Origin of the sequence: Bacillus sp. B28, assembly GCF_029536185.1 — a bacterium.
Taxonomy (GTDB): domain Bacteria; phylum Bacillota; class Bacilli; order Bacillales; family Bacillaceae; genus Bacillus; species Bacillus halotolerans.
The window spans coordinates 149,509-167,500 of record NZ_CP120511.1; the positions used below are offsets into that span (position 1 = coordinate 149,509).

Sequence of the window (17,992 nt, forward strand, 5' to 3'; positions counted from 1 at the left end):
AATTCAGAAAAAGCATTCCAATAAAGGAGGGGACATCACATGTCATACAGAAAACTAGGACGTACGAGTGCACAGCGTAAGGCTATGCTTCGTGATCTTACAACTGATTTGATCATCAACGAAAGAATCGAAACAACTGAAACACGTGCGAAAGAACTTCGCTCTGTAGTTGAAAAAATGATCACGCTTGGCAAACGCGGTGATCTTCACGCTCGCCGTCAAGCTGCTGCATACATCCGCAACGAGGTTGCTAACGAAGAAAATAACCAAGATGCACTTCAAAAATTATTCTCTGACATTGCAACTCGTTACGAGGAGCGCCAAGGTGGATACACACGTATTATGAAGCTTGGTCCTCGCCGTGGTGACGGAGCACCAATGGCAATTATCGAATTGGTTTAATCACATATTTTTGTGTATCTAAAGAAGGGCGGGACAGTTTCTAACTGGATCTATGCCCTTTTTTTAGATACTGCAACTTTTTCAATAGAGAGACAAGCAGAGTATGAGCTGAGAGGAGGCCGGTTGTCCGTGAATCAAAATCAGTTGATATCGGTAGAGGATATCGTTTTTCGATATCGGAAAGACGCAGAAAGACGAGCACTAGATAGCGTCTCCCTGCAGGTGTATGAGGGTGAATGGCTTGCAATTGTGGGTCATAACGGTTCAGGGAAATCAACACTGGCCCGGGCATTGAATGGTTTAATCCTTCCTGAATCAGGCGACATAAAGGTTGCTGGTATTCAACTGACAGAGGAGTCAGTGTGGGAAGTGCGTAAGAAGATTGGAATGGTCTTTCAAAATCCGGATAACCAATTTGTCGGAACGACAGTTCGCGATGATGTGGCTTTTGGTTTAGAAAACAATGGTGTACCGCGGGAAGAAATGATTGAGAGAGTAGATTGGGCTGTCAAACAGGTCAACATGCAGGATTTTCTTGATCAAGAGCCGCACCATCTCTCCGGAGGCCAAAAGCAGAGAGTTGCGATAGCAGGGATTATTGCCGCACGTCCTGATATTATTATCTTAGATGAAGCAACATCCATGCTTGACCCGATCGGGCGAGAAGAAGTGCTTGAAACGGTAAGACATTTAAAAGAGCAAGGCATGGCAACTGTCATCTCGATTACACATGATCTGAATGAGGCAGCAAAAGCTGACAGAATCATTGTCATGAATGGCGGTAAGAAATATGCCGAGGGTACGCCTGAAGAAATTTTCAAATTGAATAAGGAACTTGTTCGAATCGGGCTTGATTTACCCTTCTCATTCCAGCTCAGCCAGCTCTTAAGAGAAAATGGACTGGCTTTGGAAGAAAATCATTTGACTCAGGAAGGGCTGGTGAACGAGCTATGGACATTACAATCAAAGATGTAGAGCATCGCTATCAGATAAAGACGCCGTTTGAGCGCCTTGCCCTGTATGATATCAATGCATCGATTAAGGAAGGCAGTTATGTGGCCGTAATAGGGCATACAGGCTCCGGTAAATCCACTCTTCTTCAGCACCTGAATGGTCTCCTGAAGCCTACAAAGGGGCATATTTCATTAGGCAATACCGTTATACAGGCAGGAAAAAAGAATAAAGAGCTTAAATCCCTCCGAAAAAAAGTCGGAATCGTTTTCCAATTCCCCGAACATCAATTATTCGAAGAAACAGTTCTCAAAGATATTTCATTTGGACCGATGAACTTTGGTGTGAAAAAGGAAGACGCTGAACAAAAAGCGAGAGAGATGCTGAAGCTTGTAGGTTTATCTGAAGAGCTTCTGGATAGATCACCTTTTGAATTAAGCGGAGGACAAATGCGCAGGGTTGCAATTGCCGGGGTGCTTGCAATGGATCCTGAAGTGCTTGTTCTCGATGAGCCGACAGCAGGGCTGGATCCAAGAGGGCGAAAAGAGATCATGGACATGTTTTATGAGCTCCACCAACGGGGAAACCTGACGACAATTCTTGTCACCCACAGCATGGAAGATGCGGCTGCCTATGCTGATGAAATGATCGTGATGCATAAAGGAACTATCCAGGCATCAGGCAGTCCGCGAGACCTGTTCTCAAAAGGGGAAGAAATGGCCGGCTGGGGGCTGGATCTTCCGGAAACGATTAAATTCCAAAGACAGCTGGAAGCCGCACTTGGTGTCAAATTTAAAGAACCTCTGCTTACAATAGAAGATGCCGCTGCTGAAATCCGTGCTCTTTTTCAGGGGGGAAAAACCTTATGATGGACAGCATGATTATCGGCAAGTATGTGCCGGGTTCTTCACTTGTGCACCGGCTTGACCCAAGAACAAAATTGGTTACGATCTTTTTGTTTGTCTGTATCGTTTTCTTGGCCAATAATGTGCAGACATATGCGCTGCTTGGTTTATTTACAGCAGGCGTTGTTTCCTTAACTAGAGTTCCTTTTTCCTTTTTGATGAAAGGGCTAAAGCCGATCATCTGGATTGTTCTTTTTACGTTCCTGCTTCATATTATCATGACACATGAAGGACCGGTCATTTTTGAACTTGGCTTTTTCAAGATCTATGAGGGCGGTTTGGTACAAGGGATTTTTATTTCCCTTAGGTTCGTCTATCTGATTTTAATGACAACTCTATTAACGCTGACAACAACACCTATTGAGATTACCGATGGGATGGAACAGCTGCTCAACCCATTTAAAAAATTGAAGCTTCCTGTTCATGAGCTGGCTCTTATGATGTCGATCTCTTTACGGTTTATCCCAACCTTGATGGAGGAGACTGATAAGATTATGAAGGCTCAGATGGCGAGAGGCGTTGATTTTACAAGCGGACCGCTTAAAGACAGAGTGAAGGCAATTGTGCCGCTGCTAGTCCCACTCTTTGTCAGCGCGTTTAAGCGTGCTGAAGAGCTTGCGGTTGCAATGGAAGCAAGAGGCTATCAAGGCGGAGAGGGACGCACTAAATACAGAAAGCTTGTATGGACGGCAAAGGATACTTCTGTCATCGTCAGCTTGTTCATATTGGCTGCTCTGTTATTTTTCTTAAGGGCTTAGAGGTGCTTTATGAGACTGAAATGCACGATTTCTTATGACGGACATTTGTTTAAAGGATATCAAGTACAGCCGGGTAAAAGAACGGTTCAGGATGAGCTCGAGAAGGCGCTGGCTGTCCTGCATAAGTCAAAAGACAGAATTCCGGTCGTTTCCTCTGGAAGGACGGACAGCGGGGTTCATGCAGCCGGACAGGTGATTCATTTTGATACACCGCTCTCTATTCCGGCTGAGAGATGGCCATATGCTTTAAATGCACTGCTTCCGGACGATATTGCAGTCAAAATGGCAGAAATTGCGGATGATGGGTTCCATGCACGATTTAGCGCAGTTAAAAAGGAATATCGCTACTTTGTATACACGGAGAAACACCCGGACGTATTTAAACGGCATTACGCTTACCATTTTTCATATCGCCTCAATGTGCAGAACATGAGAGAAGCGGCAAAGCATCTTTTAGGAACACATGATTTTACAAGCTTTTGTGCGGCTAAAACGGAAGTGCAGGACAAAGTGAGAACGATTTACGAACTCGAGTGGACTGAGACTGATGGCGGCCTGCAAATGCGGATCACAGGCAGCGGCTTCCTATATAATATGGTCAGAATTATTGCGGGTACTTTGCTGGATGCAGGTATTGGAAAAATTTCTCCCGATGATGTGAAATCCATGCTGGAAGCGAAGAACCGCGAAGCAGCAGGGCGCACAGCACCGGGACACGGACTGTACTTATGGAACGTTTACTATGACAACTAAACCAGGTGTATAATATTTTCTTGACAGAGTCTGCATAAAGTTATAAGATATCATATGGTATGTATTTCAACCCCACGATAAGCCCCGGAACTTATTGTGTTGTGAAATAGAACGTAATCGAAGTTTATTGAAAATGACAGATCATTTAGGAGGGAAATTCAATGCGTACAACACCTATGGCTAACGCAAGTACTATTGAACGCAAGTGGTTAGTTGTTGATGCTGCTGGCAAGACTTTAGGCCGTCTTTCTTCAGAAGTTGCAGCTATCCTTCGCGGAAAACACAAACCAACTTACACACCACACGTTGATACAGGAGATCATGTGATCATCATCAACGCTGAGAAAATCGAGTTAACTGGTAAAAAGTTAACTGACAAAATCTACTACCGTCACACTCAACATCCAGGCGGATTAAAATCAAGAACTGCTCTTGAAATGCGTACAAACTACCCTGAGAAAATGCTTGAGCTTGCTATCAAAGGCATGCTTCCAAAAGGTTCTCTAGGTCGTCAAATGTTCAAAAAATTGAACGTATACCGTGGTTCTGAGCATCCACATGAAGCACAAAAACCTGAAGTTTACGAACTTCGCGGTTAATTAAAAAGGAGGTTACCAATTTGGCACAGGTTCAATATTACGGTACTGGCCGTCGTAAAAGTTCTGTAGCGCGTGTGCGCTTAGTTCCAGGAGAAGGTCGTATCGTCGTTAATAATCGTGAAATCAGCGAGCACATCCCATCTCCAGCTCTAATCGAAGATATCAAACAACCATTAACTTTGACTGAAACAGCTGGCACTTATGATGTTTTAGTAAACGTACATGGAGGCGGCTTATCTGGTCAAGCTGGAGCAATCCGTCATGGTATCGCTCGTGCTTTGCTTGAAGCAGATCCAGAATACCGTGCAACACTTAAGCGTGCAGGTCTTCTGACTCGTGACGCTCGTATGAAAGAACGTAAAAAATACGGTCTTAAAGGCGCTCGTCGTGCACCTCAGTTCTCAAAACGTTAATTTTACGTTTCAAAGCTCTCAACCATGGGTTGGGGGCTTTTTTTATTTTCTTTTAAGAATTAAAGCAGAAGCGATTAAACAGGCATCCGTTTTTTGTTTTATAAAACGACCGTCTTTAAAAGCTGGTCTTTCCCACAAGGTTCCGAATAGCTTAAGCTTTTCACGGCTACCAGCCCAAAATGTGTCACCTTTCAAGTGCTTCAATGATCTATGTTGAGCCCCTGTAAACGAACAATGAATTCAAACCCTATGGTTGGTGTATCAACATCTTGATAAATAGTGCGCCTCTGCGTGCTGCATTCAAACGTCCTTTGCAAATGGCATACGCATTTATCGCTAAAATGGTTTGTTATCACAAATTGAAGGATTTTCAACTCGTTTTTGGAAACACGGAACCGTTCAAATACCAATTCGCATCGCAGAAAGAAACGTCTAGTGCTGGAGTGAGTCTTACATCAGTGTTCAAATGCCTTAGGGCAATGAAAAGCGTAAGGCCGGCATCAAGTGCTTTTCCATTAATTTGATTTGAAAAAGTGATATTATAATCATTAGCAATAAAATCACATATCTCCTTTGTTAATTTATTGCGGTTTTATGAATTTTTTTCTGAAAATGCAAAGGGAAAGCGGTATCAATCTAGAAATATTTGTTATACTCTAAACACTAAAGTAAGGAGAACGATTCATGAATGCGTTAGTAGATCATAATAGCAAAGCCTGGGATCAAAAAGTAGAGACAGGCAATGAATGGACTGTTGCTGTAGAGCGGCATGTCATTGAACAAGCGAAAAAAGGGAATTGGGATATAAGGTTAACCCCTATGAAAAATGTGCCAAAGGATTGGTTTCCTCCTGTAAAAGGCCTGAAGGTGCTTTGTTTGGCTTCAGGAGGCGGACAGCAGGCCCCGGTTTTAGCGGCAGCCGGAGCGGAAGTCACCGTCTTAGATAACTCAGAACAGCAGCTGGGACAGGACAGAATGGTTGCTGATCGCGACGGCTTGACCATACGCACCGTGAAAGGAAGTATGAATGATCTTAGTCAATTTGAAGATGAATCATTTGATTTCATCGTACATCCGGTTTCCAATGTTTTTGTTGAAGATATCCTTCCGGTTTGGAAAGAAGCGAACCGCGTGCTGAAAAGAAATGGCGTTTTAATTTCAGGATTTGTTAATCCAGTTGTTTTTCTGTTTGACATTGAATTAGAAGAGCAGGGCGTTTTAAAAGTAAAGCACTCCATTCCATACGCCGACTCAGAAGACCTTCCAAAACATAAGGTGAAAAAGCTGATTGAAAATAATGAAGCTCTGGAATTCGGGCACTCCTTAGAAGACCAAATTAAGGGACAGCTCGATGCCGGTTTTATTGTCACTGGTTTTTACGAAGATAAAGGCGGTTTTGTATTGGATCAATACATTAATACATATTCTGCAACAAGAAGCATTAAAGTATGAAGGCAGCGACCTATTAGAGGGAGCTGCCTTTTATTGTTGTGCTGCCTCTGCTTTTGTGAACAAACATATGTTCCCTACCCCGCAGAAAGCTGCTTTTTTTACACTCATTTTAATCTGTTCAAGTTATCGACACCTTCATTTGGGCGAATTTCCAACCGAATTCGGGCATGGTTTCACCTCCCAAACCTCAAAATAACCGGTAAAAGGAGAGTGAATTTGTATGGCAGAGGTACTGTCTTTTATGGATGTGAAACGCCAAAAGGATTTTCAATTAGAAAAAAACTTGCTCAAAGAACTCTCACTTAGACAAATCATTCAGTCTGTAAAGGCATGTCTTACTCCATTATTTCCATTTTTGCAGGATGAAAGGGACGTTATTACGGAAGGCTGTATTGATTTTGCGATAGAAGCCTATTTGTTAGGCGGGCGTTTCGGGGTTTTCGGATATTATGGAGAATCTATGCAAAGTGTTAGTGCCCGCTCTGCAAGGGAAGAAGAAGAGCTTCGTATGGAGTTTTTTGAATACCTTTATCATTGGACACATGAGCAATACGCAACATTTGATAAAAACACAGTATATGAAGCAGCGCGAAAATTCATCAAAGACTGGTGGACAGAAGGGTTTGTCCAAAGAGAAAAACAATGTAAGCTTCGCATGCGTTAATCATATTTCCCGACCCTGTCCCATACTTATGTAATAACGGACAAGCGGGAGGGGAAGGGATGAGGAAAAAGCTTAAATGGCTCAGTTTTATGCTAGGCTTTATCGTATTACTGTTTCTATTCAAGTATCAATTCAGCAATAACGATTCTTGGAATCCGTGGAGTCTGCCTTTGAGCGGGAAAATTATTTATCTTGATCCAGGTCATGGCGGGCCGGATGGAGGGGCAGTGGGCGGCAAGCTGTTAGAGAAGGATATAACCCTGGAAGTGGCTTTCAGAGTCAGGGATTATCTTCAGGAACAAGGGGCCTTAGTGATTATGACTAGAGAAAGTGACACCGATCTAGCTCCTGAAGGGACAAGAGGCTATAGTAAACGAAAAGCGGAAGACTTAAGACAGCGAGTGAACTTAATTAACAATTCAGAGGCTGAGCTCTACCTTAGCATTCATCTTAATGCGATCCCGTCACAAAAATGGAGCGGAGCCCAAAGCTTTTATTACGGAAAATACGAGGAAAACGAGAAAATTGCAAAATACATTCAGGATGAGTTGAGAACAAACCTGGAGAATACAACCCGAAAAGCAAAGCGAATTCATGGTATTTACTTAATGCAAAATGTCACAAAACCAGGTGCGCTTGTGGAAGTCGGTTTTTTATCCAATCCTGGCGAAGCAAAGATGCTGGGGAAACCGAAATATCAGGACAAAGTGGCATCTTCCATATATAAAGGAATATTGAGATACTTTACAGAAAAAGGCGACCCTCCGGAGTAAAGGAGGGTTTTCTCATGGTTCTAAGCAAAAGACACCCGCTGTTTATGTATGATATAATAATGTTTGTAAACGAATACACAAAAGGGTGAGGTTCGATGATAAGAGAAGATGAAGTAAGAAAACTAGTCGGTGAAATGCGCGAACCTTTTCTTCAAAGACCTCTGGGAGAATTGGATGCCGTTAAGGAAGTAAAAATAAAGCCTGAAAAACGGCATGTCAGTGTAAAAGTGGCTCTTGCAAAAACCGGAACAGCAGAACAAATGCAGGTTCAGCAAGAAATCGTAAATGTCTTAAAAGGGGCAGGCGCTGAGACGGTAGGCCTTCGATTTGAAGAGCTGCCTGAAGAAACAGTTGCGAAATTTCGGGCGCCGTCAACAGAGAACAAAACATTGTTAAATATGGATAACCCGCCGGTTTTCCTTGCTGTAGCGAGCGGAAAAGGCGGAGTAGGCAAATCAACTGTGTCAGTGAACCTTGCTATTTCTCTGGCTCGGCTTGGGAAAAAGGTCGGTTTAATTGACGCGGATATCTACGGCTTTAGTGTGCCGGATATGATGGGCATTACAGTGCGTCCAACAATTGAAGGAGACAAACTGCTTCCTGTTGAACGCTTCGGTGTAAAGGTCATGTCGATGGGTTTCTTCGTTGAAGAAAATGCTCCTGTCGTCTGGAGAGGGCCAATGCTGGGCAAGATGCTCAACAACTTTTTCCACGAAGTAGAATGGGGAGAAGTAGACTATATCGTTCTCGATCTTCCGCCTGGAACAGGGGACGTCGCACTTGATGTACATACGATGCTTCCGAGCAGTAAAGAAATTATCGTATCAACGCCGCACCCGACTGCAGCCTTTGTTGCGGCCAGAGCGGGGTCTATGGCTATTAAAACAGATCATGAGGTCGTTGGCGTCATAGAGAACATGGCTTATTATGAAAGTGCAAAGACTGGGGAAAGAGAATATGTCTTTGGCAAAGGCGGCGGAGATAAACTTGCTGAGGAGCTTAAAGTGCCTTTGCTCGGCAGAATACCGTTAAAACAGCCTGATTGGGATAAAGACCAATTTGCTCCGTCTGTTTATGACGAAAGCCATCCAATCGGTGAAATATATCATGACATTGCAAAAAAAGTCGTTGAAAAAATGGAAGTGCAAATATAAAAAAGGCGAACCGGGATTTTTTGATCCCGGCTTCCCTTTACTCACCTTCTTTAGCGGTTTCTGCTGCTGCTTTTTTCAGTTCATCTTCGAACTGTTTTTTGTAAAGCGGACTAGAAAGTGTTTCGGTAATTACTTGTTCTAAATAACTGCGGAATTCTTGGCTTTTTGCCAGTTCGCTGTATTTTTTATTCATTCCCGGGTCCTGCATAACACTCATCAGCATTTTCTGGTAATCCGGATCCTTCATCAGCTTTTTAATTACTTTTTCATGCTCTGTTTGAAGGGTTTTAGCAAAGCTTTCCGCAAATTCAGTGTCTTCAAAGATGTTTTTCCAAAAATCCGCACCTTTTTTAGAGGTGAGTGTTTTTTCTATTGTTCCTTTAATGGCATCCTGATCAATCACCAGTGCTTCATTCATCGCATCATCGTTTAATAATTCCTTAATTGCTTTCTTTCCATCATCTGTTTTTAATATATCAACAACCATTTTTTTGGTCTGATCATAATCCATATCCGCTGCTTGGTCTTTTGGAGCGCAAGCTGTTACAGATAATATCAAAAAACAGCCCATCAATAGCGTTTTGGCTTTTGACATGCTTAAGCTCCTTTCACATACTTATCTTACTTTTAATATGATTCATCCGGTTGGAATTATACATAACAAAATATCGCGATCTGCGATTTTTGAGGGGTTGAATAAAGAAATGAAAAGCCGTGGCTTAGTTCGTTTTTTCTTTTCTATTTTAGCTGTCGGAGCGGTTGTAACGAGTGTTGTGGGTTTTGCTTTAAAATGGGGGGGATATAAGGAGCTGTTTCTGAATTTTGAAGCGGGCCAGATTTTCTCTGTTTTATTTTGGTTTATCGGTGTCGGCATGATTTTTAGTGTCATCAGTCAAATGGGCTTTTTCGTGTTTTTAACAGTTCACCGGTTTGCACTCGAAATATTAAGATCTTCATCTTTATGGAATTTACTGCAGCTGTTTTTCATCCTGTTTGTCGCTTTTGATTTAATGTACGTGCGGTTTTTATTTTTCGGAGATAGAGGAGAGTCAATGGCTGGCTATGCTTGGCTGCCGTTATTTTTATTGATCTTCGGTTTGCTTACCGCGTATATAAAACAAAAGCAGTCCTCAAAGAAAACGTTTGTGTCATCTTTATTTTTAATGGTTGTGATCACTGCATTGGAATGGTTTCCTGCGCTCAGAGTAAATGATGAGGACTGGCTTTACTTAATGCTCTTTCCGTTAATGGCGTGTAATGCTTTTCAATTGCTGATGCTGCCGAAGTTTGCAGCGAAATAATTTATTTTACTTCGGCGGATTTAGCATCTGTGTTTGCAATGAGATCTCCCACGTTGACATTTTTTAAACCTTTTTCTCTCATATGATGGATAATCTCAGGCAGGGCCTCTTCTGTTTGTTTAGCTGAGTCTGAGGCGTGTAAAAGAATAATGTCTCCTCCTGAAACTTGACGGTTTACATTATCGACGATTTTTTCAACGCCTGGATTCGTCCAGTCATGGGAATTCACACTATAGTGAACGACTGTATAGTTATACTGCTTTGCGATTGATAGGACATTTTTATTGAACTGACCAGTAGGAGGTCTTAGGAGCCGTATGTCTTTGATTCCTAATTTTTCAAAGGCAGTCCTCGCACGGTTAATGTCCTTTTTTATTTCACTATCCTCTAGATTTGCATAGTTTTTATAAGAATAACCCATACTCCCTATTTGATGGCCGTCCTTTACAATGCGAGCCACCGTGTCCGGGTGGCGTTCGGCCCAAGAAGCGGAAAGAAAAAACGTAGCGTTTTTGATACCGTTGGCTTTCAGGGTATTAAGGATAGGCTCGGCTTTTTCATCCCCCCAGCTGATATCAAAGGTAAGAGCAATGTCTTTTGAATCTGTTTCTCCTTTATAAATGGCTTTCGGTCCGCTATCAGTCGAAAATACAGGGAGCGGGACAGCTCTTTGGATATAAAAAAAGCTGGCTGCAGCAAATGCGGCGATAAGTATAATGATAAATTGTTTAACGCGTTTTATGTGCCACACATAGAAGTGATTCACTGATGATGCCTCCTTATCTTGTCCATCATTCTTGTGTTACATCTTATGTGCTTGGCCAAACGAATATAACTGATAAAAGTCTCTTTAAAACAGATTAAATTAGTTATTGACCATTTGATAATATCCGTGTTATATTATTATTCGTCGCTGATGAACAGCTGACAACAAAAAAAAGCTTCATTAACCCTTTTTAAAAAAGTGTTGACTTAAAAGAAGCTGAATGTTATAGTAATAAAGCTGCTTCGTTAAGCGGTATAAATGATCTTTGAAAACTAAACAAGACAAAACGTACCTGTTAATTCAAGTTTTATTATAAAATCGCACAGCAATGTGCGTAGTCAGTCAAACTACTTTATCGGAGAGTTTGATCCTGGCTCAGGACGAACGCTGGCGGCGTGCCTAATACATGCAAGTCGAGCGGACAGATGGGAGCTTGCTCCCTGATGTTAGCGGCGGACGGGTGAGTAACACGTGGGTAACCTGCCTGTAAGACTGGGATAACTCCGGGAAACCGGGGCTAATACCGGATGCTTGTTTGAACCGCATGGTTCAAACATAAAAGGTGGCTTCGGCTACCACTTACAGATGGACCCGCGGCGCATTAGCTAGTTGGTGAGGTAATGGCTCACCAAGGCAACGATGCGTAGCCGACCTGAGAGGGTGATCGGCCACACTGGGACTGAGACACGGCCCAGACTCCTACGGGAGGCAGCAGTAGGGAATCTTCCGCAATGGACGAAAGTCTGACGGAGCAACGCCGCGTGAGTGATGAAGGTTTTCGGATCGTAAAGCTCTGTTGTTAGGGAAGAACAAGTACCGTTCGAATAGGGCGGTACCTTGACGGTACCTAACCAGAAAGCCACGGCTAACTACGTGCCAGCAGCCGCGGTAATACGTAGGTGGCAAGCGTTGTCCGGAATTATTGGGCGTAAAGGGCTCGCAGGCGGTTCCTTAAGTCTGATGTGAAAGCCCCCGGCTCAACCGGGGAGGGTCATTGGAAACTGGGGAACTTGAGTGCAGAAGAGGAGAGTGGAATTCCACGTGTAGCGGTGAAATGCGTAGAGATGTGGAGGAACACCAGTGGCGAAGGCGACTCTCTGGTCTGTAACTGACGCTGAGGAGCGAAAGCGTGGGGAGCGAACAGGATTAGATACCCTGGTAGTCCACGCCGTAAACGATGAGTGCTAAGTGTTAGGGGGTTTCCGCCCCTTAGTGCTGCAGCTAACGCATTAAGCACTCCGCCTGGGGAGTACGGTCGCAAGACTGAAACTCAAAGGAATTGACGGGGGCCCGCACAAGCGGTGGAGCATGTGGTTTAATTCGAAGCAACGCGAAGAACCTTACCAGGTCTTGACATCCTCTGACAATCCTAGAGATAGGACGTCCCCTTCGGGGGCAGAGTGACAGGTGGTGCATGGTTGTCGTCAGCTCGTGTCGTGAGATGTTGGGTTAAGTCCCGCAACGAGCGCAACCCTTGATCTTAGTTGCCAGCATTCAGTTGGGCACTCTAAGGTGACTGCCGGTGACAAACCGGAGGAAGGTGGGGATGACGTCAAATCATCATGCCCCTTATGACCTGGGCTACACACGTGCTACAATGGACAGAACAAAGGGCAGCGAAACCGCGAGGTTAAGCCAATCCCACAAATCTGTTCTCAGTTCGGATCGCAGTCTGCAACTCGACTGCGTGAAGCTGGAATCGCTAGTAATCGCGGATCAGCATGCCGCGGTGAATACGTTCCCGGGCCTTGTACACACCGCCCGTCACACCACGAGAGTTTGTAACACCCGAAGTCGGTGAGGTAACCTTTATGGAGCCAGCCGCCGAAGGTGGGACAGATGATTGGGGTGAAGTCGTAACAAGGTAGCCGTATCGGAAGGTGCGGCTGGATCACCTCCTTTCTAAGGATATTTACGGAATATAAGACCTTGGGTCTTATAAACAGAACGTTCCCTGTCTTGTTTAGTTTTGAAGGATCATTCCTTCGAAACGTGTTCTTTGAAAACTAGATAACAGTAGACATCACATTCAATTAGTAACACAAGATATCACATAGTGATTCTTTTTAACGGTTAAGTTAGAAAGGGCGCACGGTGGATGCCTTGGCACTAGGAGCCGATGAAGGACGGGACGAACACCGATATGCTTCGGGGAGCTGTAAGCAAGCTTTGATCCGGAGATTTCCGAATGGGGAAACCCACCACTCGTAATGGAGTGGTATCCATATCTGAATTCATAGGATATGAGAAGGCAGACCCGGGGAACTGAAACATCTAAGTACCCGGAGGAAGAGAAAGCAAATGCGATTCCCTGAGTAGCGGCGAGCGAAACGGGATTAGCCCAAACCAAGAGGCTTGCCTCTTGGGGTTGTAGGACACTCTGTACGGAGTTACAAAGGAACGAGGTAGATGAAGAGGTCTGGAAAGGCCCGCCATAGGAGGTAACAGCCCTGTAGTCAAAACTTCGTTCTCTCCAGAGTGGATCCTGAGTACGGCGGAACACGTGAAATTCCGTCGGAATCCGGGAGGACCATCTCCCAAGGCTAAATACTCCCTAGTGACCGATAGTGAACCAGTACCGTGAGGGAAAGGTGAAAAGCACCCCGGAAGGGGAGTGAAAGAGATCCTGAAACCGTGTGCCTACAAGTAGTCAGAGCCCGTTAACGGGTGATGGCGTGCCTTTTGTAGAATGAACCGGCGAGTTACGATCCCGTGCAAGGTTAAGCAGAAGATGCGGAGCCGCAGCGAAAGCGAGTCTGAATAGGGCGCATGAGTACGTGGTCGTAGACCCGAAACCAGGTGATCTACCCATGTCCAGGGTGAAGTTCAGGTAACACTGAATGGAGGCCCGAACCCACGCACGTTGAAAAGTGCGGGGATGAGGTGTGGGTAGGGGTGAAATGCCAATCGAACCTGGAGATAGCTGGTTCTCTCCGAAATAGCTTTAGGGCTAGCCTCAAGGTAAGAGTCTTGGAGGTAGAGCACTGATTGGACTAGGGGCCCCTACCGGGTTACCGAATTCAGTCAAACTCCGAATGCCAATGACTTATCCTTGGGAGTCAGACTGCGAGTGATAAGATCCGTAGTCGAAAGGGAAACAGCCCAGACCGCCAGCTAAGGTCCCAAAGTATACGTTAAGTGGAAAAGGATGTGGAGTTGCTTAGACAACCAGGATGTTGGCTTAGAAGCAGCCACCATTTAAAGAGTGCGTAATAGCTCACTGGTCGAGTGACTCTGCGCCGAAAATGTACCGGGGCTAAACGTATCACCGAAGCTGCGGACTGTTCTTCGAACAGTGGTAGGAGAGCGTTCTAAGGGCTGTGAAGCCAGACCGGAAGGACTGGTGGAGCGCTTAGAAGTGAGAATGCCGGTATGAGTAGCGAAAGAGGGGTGAGAATCCCCTCCACCGAATGCCTAAGGTTTCCTGAGGAAGGCTCGTCCGCTCAGGGTTAGTCGGGACCTAAGCCGAGGCCGAAAGGCGTAGGCGATGGACAACAGGTTGATATTCCTGTACCACCTCCTCACCATTTGAGCAATGGGGGGACGCAGGAGGATAGGGTAAGCGCGGTATTGGATATCCGCGTCCAAGCAGTTAGGCTGGGAAATAGGCAAATCCGTTTCCCATAAGGCTGAGCTGTGATGGCGAGCGAAATATAGTAGCGAAGTTCCTGATTCCACACTGCCAAGAAAAGCCTCTAGCGAGGTGAGAGGTGCCCGTACCGCAAACCGACACAGGTAGGCGAGGAGAGAATCCTAAGGTGATCGAGAGAACTCTCGTTAAGGAACTCGGCAAAATGACCCCGTAACTTCGGGAGAAGGGGTGCTCTGTTAGGGTGCAAGCCCGAGAGAGCCGCAGTGAATAGGCCCAGGCGACTGTTTAGCAAAAACACAGGTCTCTGCGAAGCCGTAAGGCGAAGTATAGGGGCTGACGCCTGCCCGGTGCTGGAAGGTTAAGAGGAGCGCTTAGCGTAAGCGAAGGTGCGAATTGAAGCCCCAGTAAACGGCGGCCGTAACTATAACGGTCCTAAGGTAGCGAAATTCCTTGTCGGGTAAGTTCCGACCCGCACGAAAGGCGCAACGATCTGGGCACTGTCTCAACGAGAGACTCGGTGAAATTATAGTACCTGTGAAGATGCAGGTTACCCGCGACAGGACGGAAAGACCCCGTGGAGCTTTACTGCAGCCTGATATTGAATGTTGGTACAGCTTGTACAGGATAGGTAGGAGCCTTGGAAACCGGAGCGCCAGCTTCGGTGGAGGCATCGGTGGGATACTACCCTGGCTGTATTGACCTTCTAACCCGCCGCCCTTATCGGGCGGGGAGACAGTGTCAGGTGGGCAGTTTGACTGGGGCGGTCGCCTCCTAAAAGGTAACGGAGGCGCCCAAAGGTTCCCTCAGAATGGTTGGAAATCATTCGCAGAGTGTAAAGGCACAAGGGAGCTTGACTGCGAGACCTACAAGTCGAGCAGGGACGAAAGTCGGGCTTAGTGATCCGGTGGTTCCGCATGGAAGGGCCATCGCTCAACGGATAAAAGCTACCCCGGGGATAACAGGCTTATCTCCCCCAAGAGTCCACATCGACGGGGAGGTTTGGCACCTCGATGTCGGCTCATCGCATCCTGGGGCTGTAGTCGGTCCCAAGGGTTGGGCTGTTCGCCCATTAAAGCGGTACGCGAGCTGGGTTCAGAACGTCGTGAGACAGTTCGGTCCCTATCCGTCGCGGGCGCAGGAAATTTGAGAGGAGCTGTCCTTAGTACGAGAGGACCGGGATGGACGCACCGCTGGTGTACCAGTTGTTCTGCCAAGGGCATCGCTGGGTAGCTATGTGCGGACGGGATAAGTGCTGAAAGCATCTAAGCATGAAGCCCCCCTCAAGATGAGATTTCCCATTCCGCAAGGAAGTAAGATCCCTGAAAGATGATCAGGTTGATAGGTCTGAGGTGGAAGTGTGGCGACACATGGAGCTGACAGATACTAATCGATCGAGGACTTAACCTAATGTCTAATGATGTCACATCTGTTATCTAGTTTTGAGAGAACACTCTCAATTGTTTGGTGGCGATAGCGAAGAGGTCACACCCGTTCCCATGCCGAACACGGAAGTTAAGCTCTTCAGCGCCGATGGTAGTCGGGGGTTTCCCCCTGTGAGAGTAGGACGCCGCCAAGCAGTTTATCTATTTCTACCATGTTTGTTTATGAAGCTTATATCATTCCGCAGTAGCTCAGTGGTAGAGCTATCGGCTGTTAACCGATCGGTCGTAGGTTCGAATCCTACCTGCGGAGCCATTGCTTCCATAGCTCAGCAGGTAGAGCACTTCCATGGTAAGGAAGAGGTCAGCGGTTCGAGCCCGCTTGGAAGCTTTATTTAAATGTATTACTCTTACCAAGGTTTCTCAAAAAGGAGAAAGCTTTTTTTATTGCGATATGCGGAAGTAGTTCAGTGGTAGAACATCACCTTGCCAAGGTGGGGGTCGCGGGTTCGAATCCCGTCTTCCGCTCCATTTTTTCATCCCAACGGTTTCATCCCAATGGGATGTTGATACAAGTGAAAATGCGCCCGTAGCTCAATTGGATAGAGCGTTTGACTACGGATCAAAAGGTTAGGGGTTCGACTCCTCTCGGGCGCGCCATATATTTTATCAATATGGGAAATCGGGAAGTAGCTCAGCTTGGTAGAGCACATGGTTTGGGACCATGGGGTCGCAGGTTCGAATCCTGTCTTCCCGACCATTTTTATGGGGCCTTAGCTCAGCTGGGAGAGCGCCTGCTTTGCACGCAGGAGGTCAGCGGTTCGATCCCGCTAGGCTCCACCAAAAAAAGATTTAAAAAAGTTGTTGACTTTGAGAAAGCGACGTTGTATACTAATAAAGTTGCTTTAACAAAGCGATAAACAAAATGATCTTTGAAAACTAAACAAGACAAAACGTACCTGTTAATTCAAGTTTTATTATAAAATCGCACAGCAATGTGCGTAGTCAGTCAAACTACTTTATCGGAGAGTTTGATCCTGGCTCAGGACGAACGCTGGCGGCGTGCCTAATACATGCAAGTCGAGCGGACAGATGGGAGCTTGCTCCCTGATGTTAGCGGCGGACGGGTGAGTAACACGTGGGTAACCTGCCTGTAAGACTGGGATAACTCCGGGAAACCGGGGCTAATACCGGATGCTTGTTTGAACCGCATGGTTCAAACATAAAAGGTGGCTTCGGCTACCACTTACAGATGGACCCGCGGCGCATTAGCTAGTTGGTGAGGTAATGGCTCACCAAGGCAACGATGCGTAGCCGACCTGAGAGGGTGATCGGCCACACTGGGACTGAGACACGGCCCAGACTCCTACGGGAGGCAGCAGTAGGGAATCTTCCGCAATGGACGAAAGTCTGACGGAGCAACGCCGCGTGAGTGATGAAGGTTTTCGGATCGTAAAGCTCTGTTGTTAGGGAAGAACAAGTACCGTTCGAATAGGGCGGTACCTTGACGGTACCTAACCAGAAAGCCACGGCTAACTACGTGCCAGCAGCCGCGGTAATACGTAGGTGGCAAGCGTTGTCCGGAATTATTGGGCGTAAAGGGCTCGCAGGCGGTTCCTTAAGTCTGATGTGAAAGCCCCCGGCTCAACCGGGGAGGGTCATTGGAAACTGGGGAACTTGAGTGCAGAAGAGGAGAGTGGAATTCCACGTGTAGCGGTGAAATGCGTAGAGATGTGGAGGAACACCAGTGGCGAAGGCGACTCTCTGGTCTGTAACTGACGCTGAGGAGCGAAAGCGTGGGGAGCGAACAGGATTAGATACCCTGGTAGTCCACGCCGTAAACGATGAGTGCTAAGTGTTAGGGGGTTTCCGCCCCTTAGTGCTGCAGCTAACGCATTAAGCACTCCGCCTGGGGAGTACGGTCGCAAGACTGAAACTCAAAGGAATTGACGGGGGCCCGCACAAGCGGTGGAGCATGTGGTTTAATTCGAAGCAACGCGAAGAACCTTACCAGGTCTTGACATCCTCTGACAATCCTAGAGATAGGACGTCCCCTTCGGGGGCAGAGTGACAGGTGGTGCATGGTTGTCGTCAGCTCGTGTCGTGAGATGTTGGGTTAAGTCCCGCAAC

At 46.1% G+C, this 17,992-nt stretch carries 15 protein-coding genes, 6 tRNA genes and 4 rRNA genes (1 of these 25 cut by a window edge); 22 read left to right on the top strand and 3 right to left on the bottom strand.

The window, feature by feature from the left end; translation table 11 throughout:
• Positions 1-39: 39 nt before the first annotated feature.
• The 7 genes from rplQ (at position 40) to rpsI (ending at position 4,781) form a co-directional block, all read left to right on the top strand.
• Complete coding sequence (gene rplQ / locus P3L57_RS00870) at positions 40-402, top strand: 50S ribosomal protein L17 (RefSeq protein WP_003225836.1); 363 nt, start codon at positions 40-42, stop codon at positions 400-402.
• A gap of 129 nt (positions 403-531) precedes the next feature.
• On the top strand, positions 532-1,377 hold the full coding sequence (locus P3L57_RS00875) for an energy-coupling factor ABC transporter ATP-binding protein (RefSeq protein WP_010332784.1): 846 nt from the start codon (positions 532-534) through the stop codon (positions 1,375-1,377).
• Positions 1,353-2,222, top strand: a complete 870-nt coding sequence (locus P3L57_RS00880) for an energy-coupling factor ABC transporter ATP-binding protein (RefSeq protein ID WP_059352667.1) — start codon at positions 1,353-1,355, stop codon at positions 2,220-2,222. The genes P3L57_RS00875 and P3L57_RS00880 overlap by 25 nt, the downstream gene beginning before the upstream one ends.
• Positions 2,219-3,016: an energy-coupling factor transporter transmembrane component T family protein gene (locus P3L57_RS00885; RefSeq protein ID WP_059291701.1), complete on the top strand. Its 798-nt coding sequence runs from the start codon at positions 2,219-2,221 to the stop codon at positions 3,014-3,016. The genes P3L57_RS00880 and P3L57_RS00885 overlap by 4 nt, the downstream gene beginning before the upstream one ends.
• Before the next feature lie 9 nt (positions 3,017-3,025).
• Positions 3,026-3,769: a tRNA pseudouridine(38-40) synthase TruA gene (gene truA, locus P3L57_RS00890; RefSeq protein WP_069487688.1), complete on the top strand. Its 744-nt coding sequence runs from the start codon at positions 3,026-3,028 to the stop codon at positions 3,767-3,769.
• Positions 3,770-3,930: 161 nt separating this feature from the next.
• Positions 3,931-4,368, top strand: coding sequence for a 50S ribosomal protein L13 (gene rplM, locus P3L57_RS00895; RefSeq protein WP_003241966.1), 438 nt, complete (start codon positions 3,931-3,933; stop codon positions 4,366-4,368).
• Positions 4,369-4,388: 20 nt separating this feature from the next.
• On the top strand, positions 4,389-4,781 hold the full coding sequence (gene rpsI, locus P3L57_RS00900) for a 30S ribosomal protein S9 (protein ID WP_003225846.1): 393 nt from the start codon (positions 4,389-4,391) through the stop codon (positions 4,779-4,781).
• 42 nt (positions 4,782-4,823) lie between these two features.
• Here rpsI and P3L57_RS00905 read toward each other — a convergent pair whose 3' ends face one another.
• Positions 4,824-4,985, bottom strand: a complete 162-nt coding sequence (locus P3L57_RS00905; protein ID WP_158003529.1) for a hypothetical protein — start codon at positions 4,983-4,985, stop codon at positions 4,824-4,826.
• Positions 4,986-5,465: 480 nt separating this feature from the next.
• Between P3L57_RS00905 and P3L57_RS00910 the strand changes: the two genes are divergently transcribed.
• The 4 genes from P3L57_RS00910 to salA all read left to right on the top strand — a co-directional run bounded on the left by P3L57_RS00910 (position 5,466) and on the right by salA (position 8,824).
• Positions 5,466-6,233 carry a class I SAM-dependent methyltransferase gene (locus P3L57_RS00910; RefSeq protein WP_069487690.1) on the top strand — a complete coding sequence of 256 codons (768 nt, stop codon included), beginning with the start codon at positions 5,466-5,468 and terminating at the stop codon, positions 6,231-6,233.
• 220 nt (positions 6,234-6,453) lie between these two features.
• Positions 6,454-6,897, top strand: coding sequence for a YbaK family protein (locus P3L57_RS00915; RefSeq protein ID WP_059291704.1), 444 nt, complete (start codon positions 6,454-6,456; stop codon positions 6,895-6,897).
• 59 nt (positions 6,898-6,956) lie between these two features.
• A complete protein-coding gene (gene cwlD / locus P3L57_RS00920) occupies positions 6,957-7,670 on the top strand; it encodes an N-acetylmuramoyl-L-alanine amidase CwlD (protein WP_044153395.1) in 714 nt (237 codons plus the stop codon).
• 95 nt (positions 7,671-7,765) lie between these two features.
• The gene (salA, locus tag P3L57_RS00925) at positions 7,766-8,824 is read left to right on the top strand and encodes an iron-sulfur carrier protein/transcriptional regulator SalA (protein WP_059291705.1); all 1,059 of its coding nucleotides are present in this window, start codon (positions 7,766-7,768) and stop codon (positions 8,822-8,824) included.
• Positions 8,825-8,861: 37 nt separating this feature from the next.
• Here the strand turns inward: salA and gerD are convergent, their stop codons facing one another.
• Positions 8,862-9,419 carry a spore germination lipoprotein GerD gene (gene gerD / locus P3L57_RS00930; protein WP_010332792.1) on the bottom strand — a complete coding sequence of 186 codons (558 nt, stop codon included), beginning with the start codon at positions 9,417-9,419 and terminating at the stop codon, positions 8,862-8,864.
• A 109-nt stretch (positions 9,420-9,528) separates the two neighbouring features.
• On the opposite strand from gerD, the gene kbaA reads away from it, so the two are divergent.
• Positions 9,529-10,125 carry a KinB-signaling pathway activation protein gene (kbaA, locus tag P3L57_RS00935; protein WP_044153392.1) on the top strand — a complete coding sequence of 199 codons (597 nt, stop codon included), beginning with the start codon at positions 9,529-9,531 and terminating at the stop codon, positions 10,123-10,125.
• Between the two features lies 1 nt (position 10,126).
• Here kbaA and pdaB read toward each other — a convergent pair whose 3' ends face one another.
• The gene (pdaB, locus tag P3L57_RS00940; RefSeq protein ID WP_069487691.1) at positions 10,127-10,891 is read right to left on the bottom strand and encodes a polysaccharide deacetylase family sporulation protein PdaB; all 765 of its coding nucleotides are present in this window, start codon (positions 10,889-10,891) and stop codon (positions 10,127-10,129) included.
• A 352-nt stretch (positions 10,892-11,243) separates the two neighbouring features.
• Here pdaB and P3L57_RS00945 point away from each other — a divergent pair.
• From P3L57_RS00945 to P3L57_RS00990, 10 genes are all read left to right on the top strand, one after another.
• Positions 11,244-12,793, top strand: a 16S ribosomal RNA gene (locus tag P3L57_RS00945).
• Between the two features lie 169 nt (positions 12,794-12,962).
• A 23S ribosomal RNA gene (locus P3L57_RS00950) occupies positions 12,963-15,890 on the top strand.
• A gap of 53 nt (positions 15,891-15,943) precedes the next feature.
• A 5S ribosomal RNA gene (rrf, locus tag P3L57_RS00955) occupies positions 15,944-16,059 on the top strand.
• Between the two features lie 44 nt (positions 16,060-16,103).
• Positions 16,104-16,178: transfer RNA gene (locus P3L57_RS00960), tRNA-Asn, on the top strand.
• Between the two features lie 2 nt (positions 16,179-16,180).
• Positions 16,181-16,253, top strand: a tRNA-Thr gene (locus P3L57_RS00965).
• A 65-nt stretch (positions 16,254-16,318) separates the two neighbouring features.
• Positions 16,319-16,393, top strand: a tRNA-Gly gene (locus tag P3L57_RS00970).
• Positions 16,394-16,445: 52 nt separating this feature from the next.
• Positions 16,446-16,522: transfer RNA gene (locus tag P3L57_RS00975), tRNA-Arg, on the top strand.
• A 23-nt stretch (positions 16,523-16,545) separates the two neighbouring features.
• A tRNA-Pro gene (locus P3L57_RS00980) sits at positions 16,546-16,622 on the top strand.
• A gap of 7 nt (positions 16,623-16,629) precedes the next feature.
• Positions 16,630-16,705: transfer RNA gene (locus P3L57_RS00985), tRNA-Ala, on the top strand.
• Between the two features lie 176 nt (positions 16,706-16,881).
• Positions 16,882-17,992 (top strand): 16S ribosomal RNA (locus tag P3L57_RS00990); it runs 439 nt beyond the window's last position.
• Together the 16S, 23S and 5S rRNA genes with 6 tRNA genes alongside form the textbook arrangement of a ribosomal RNA operon.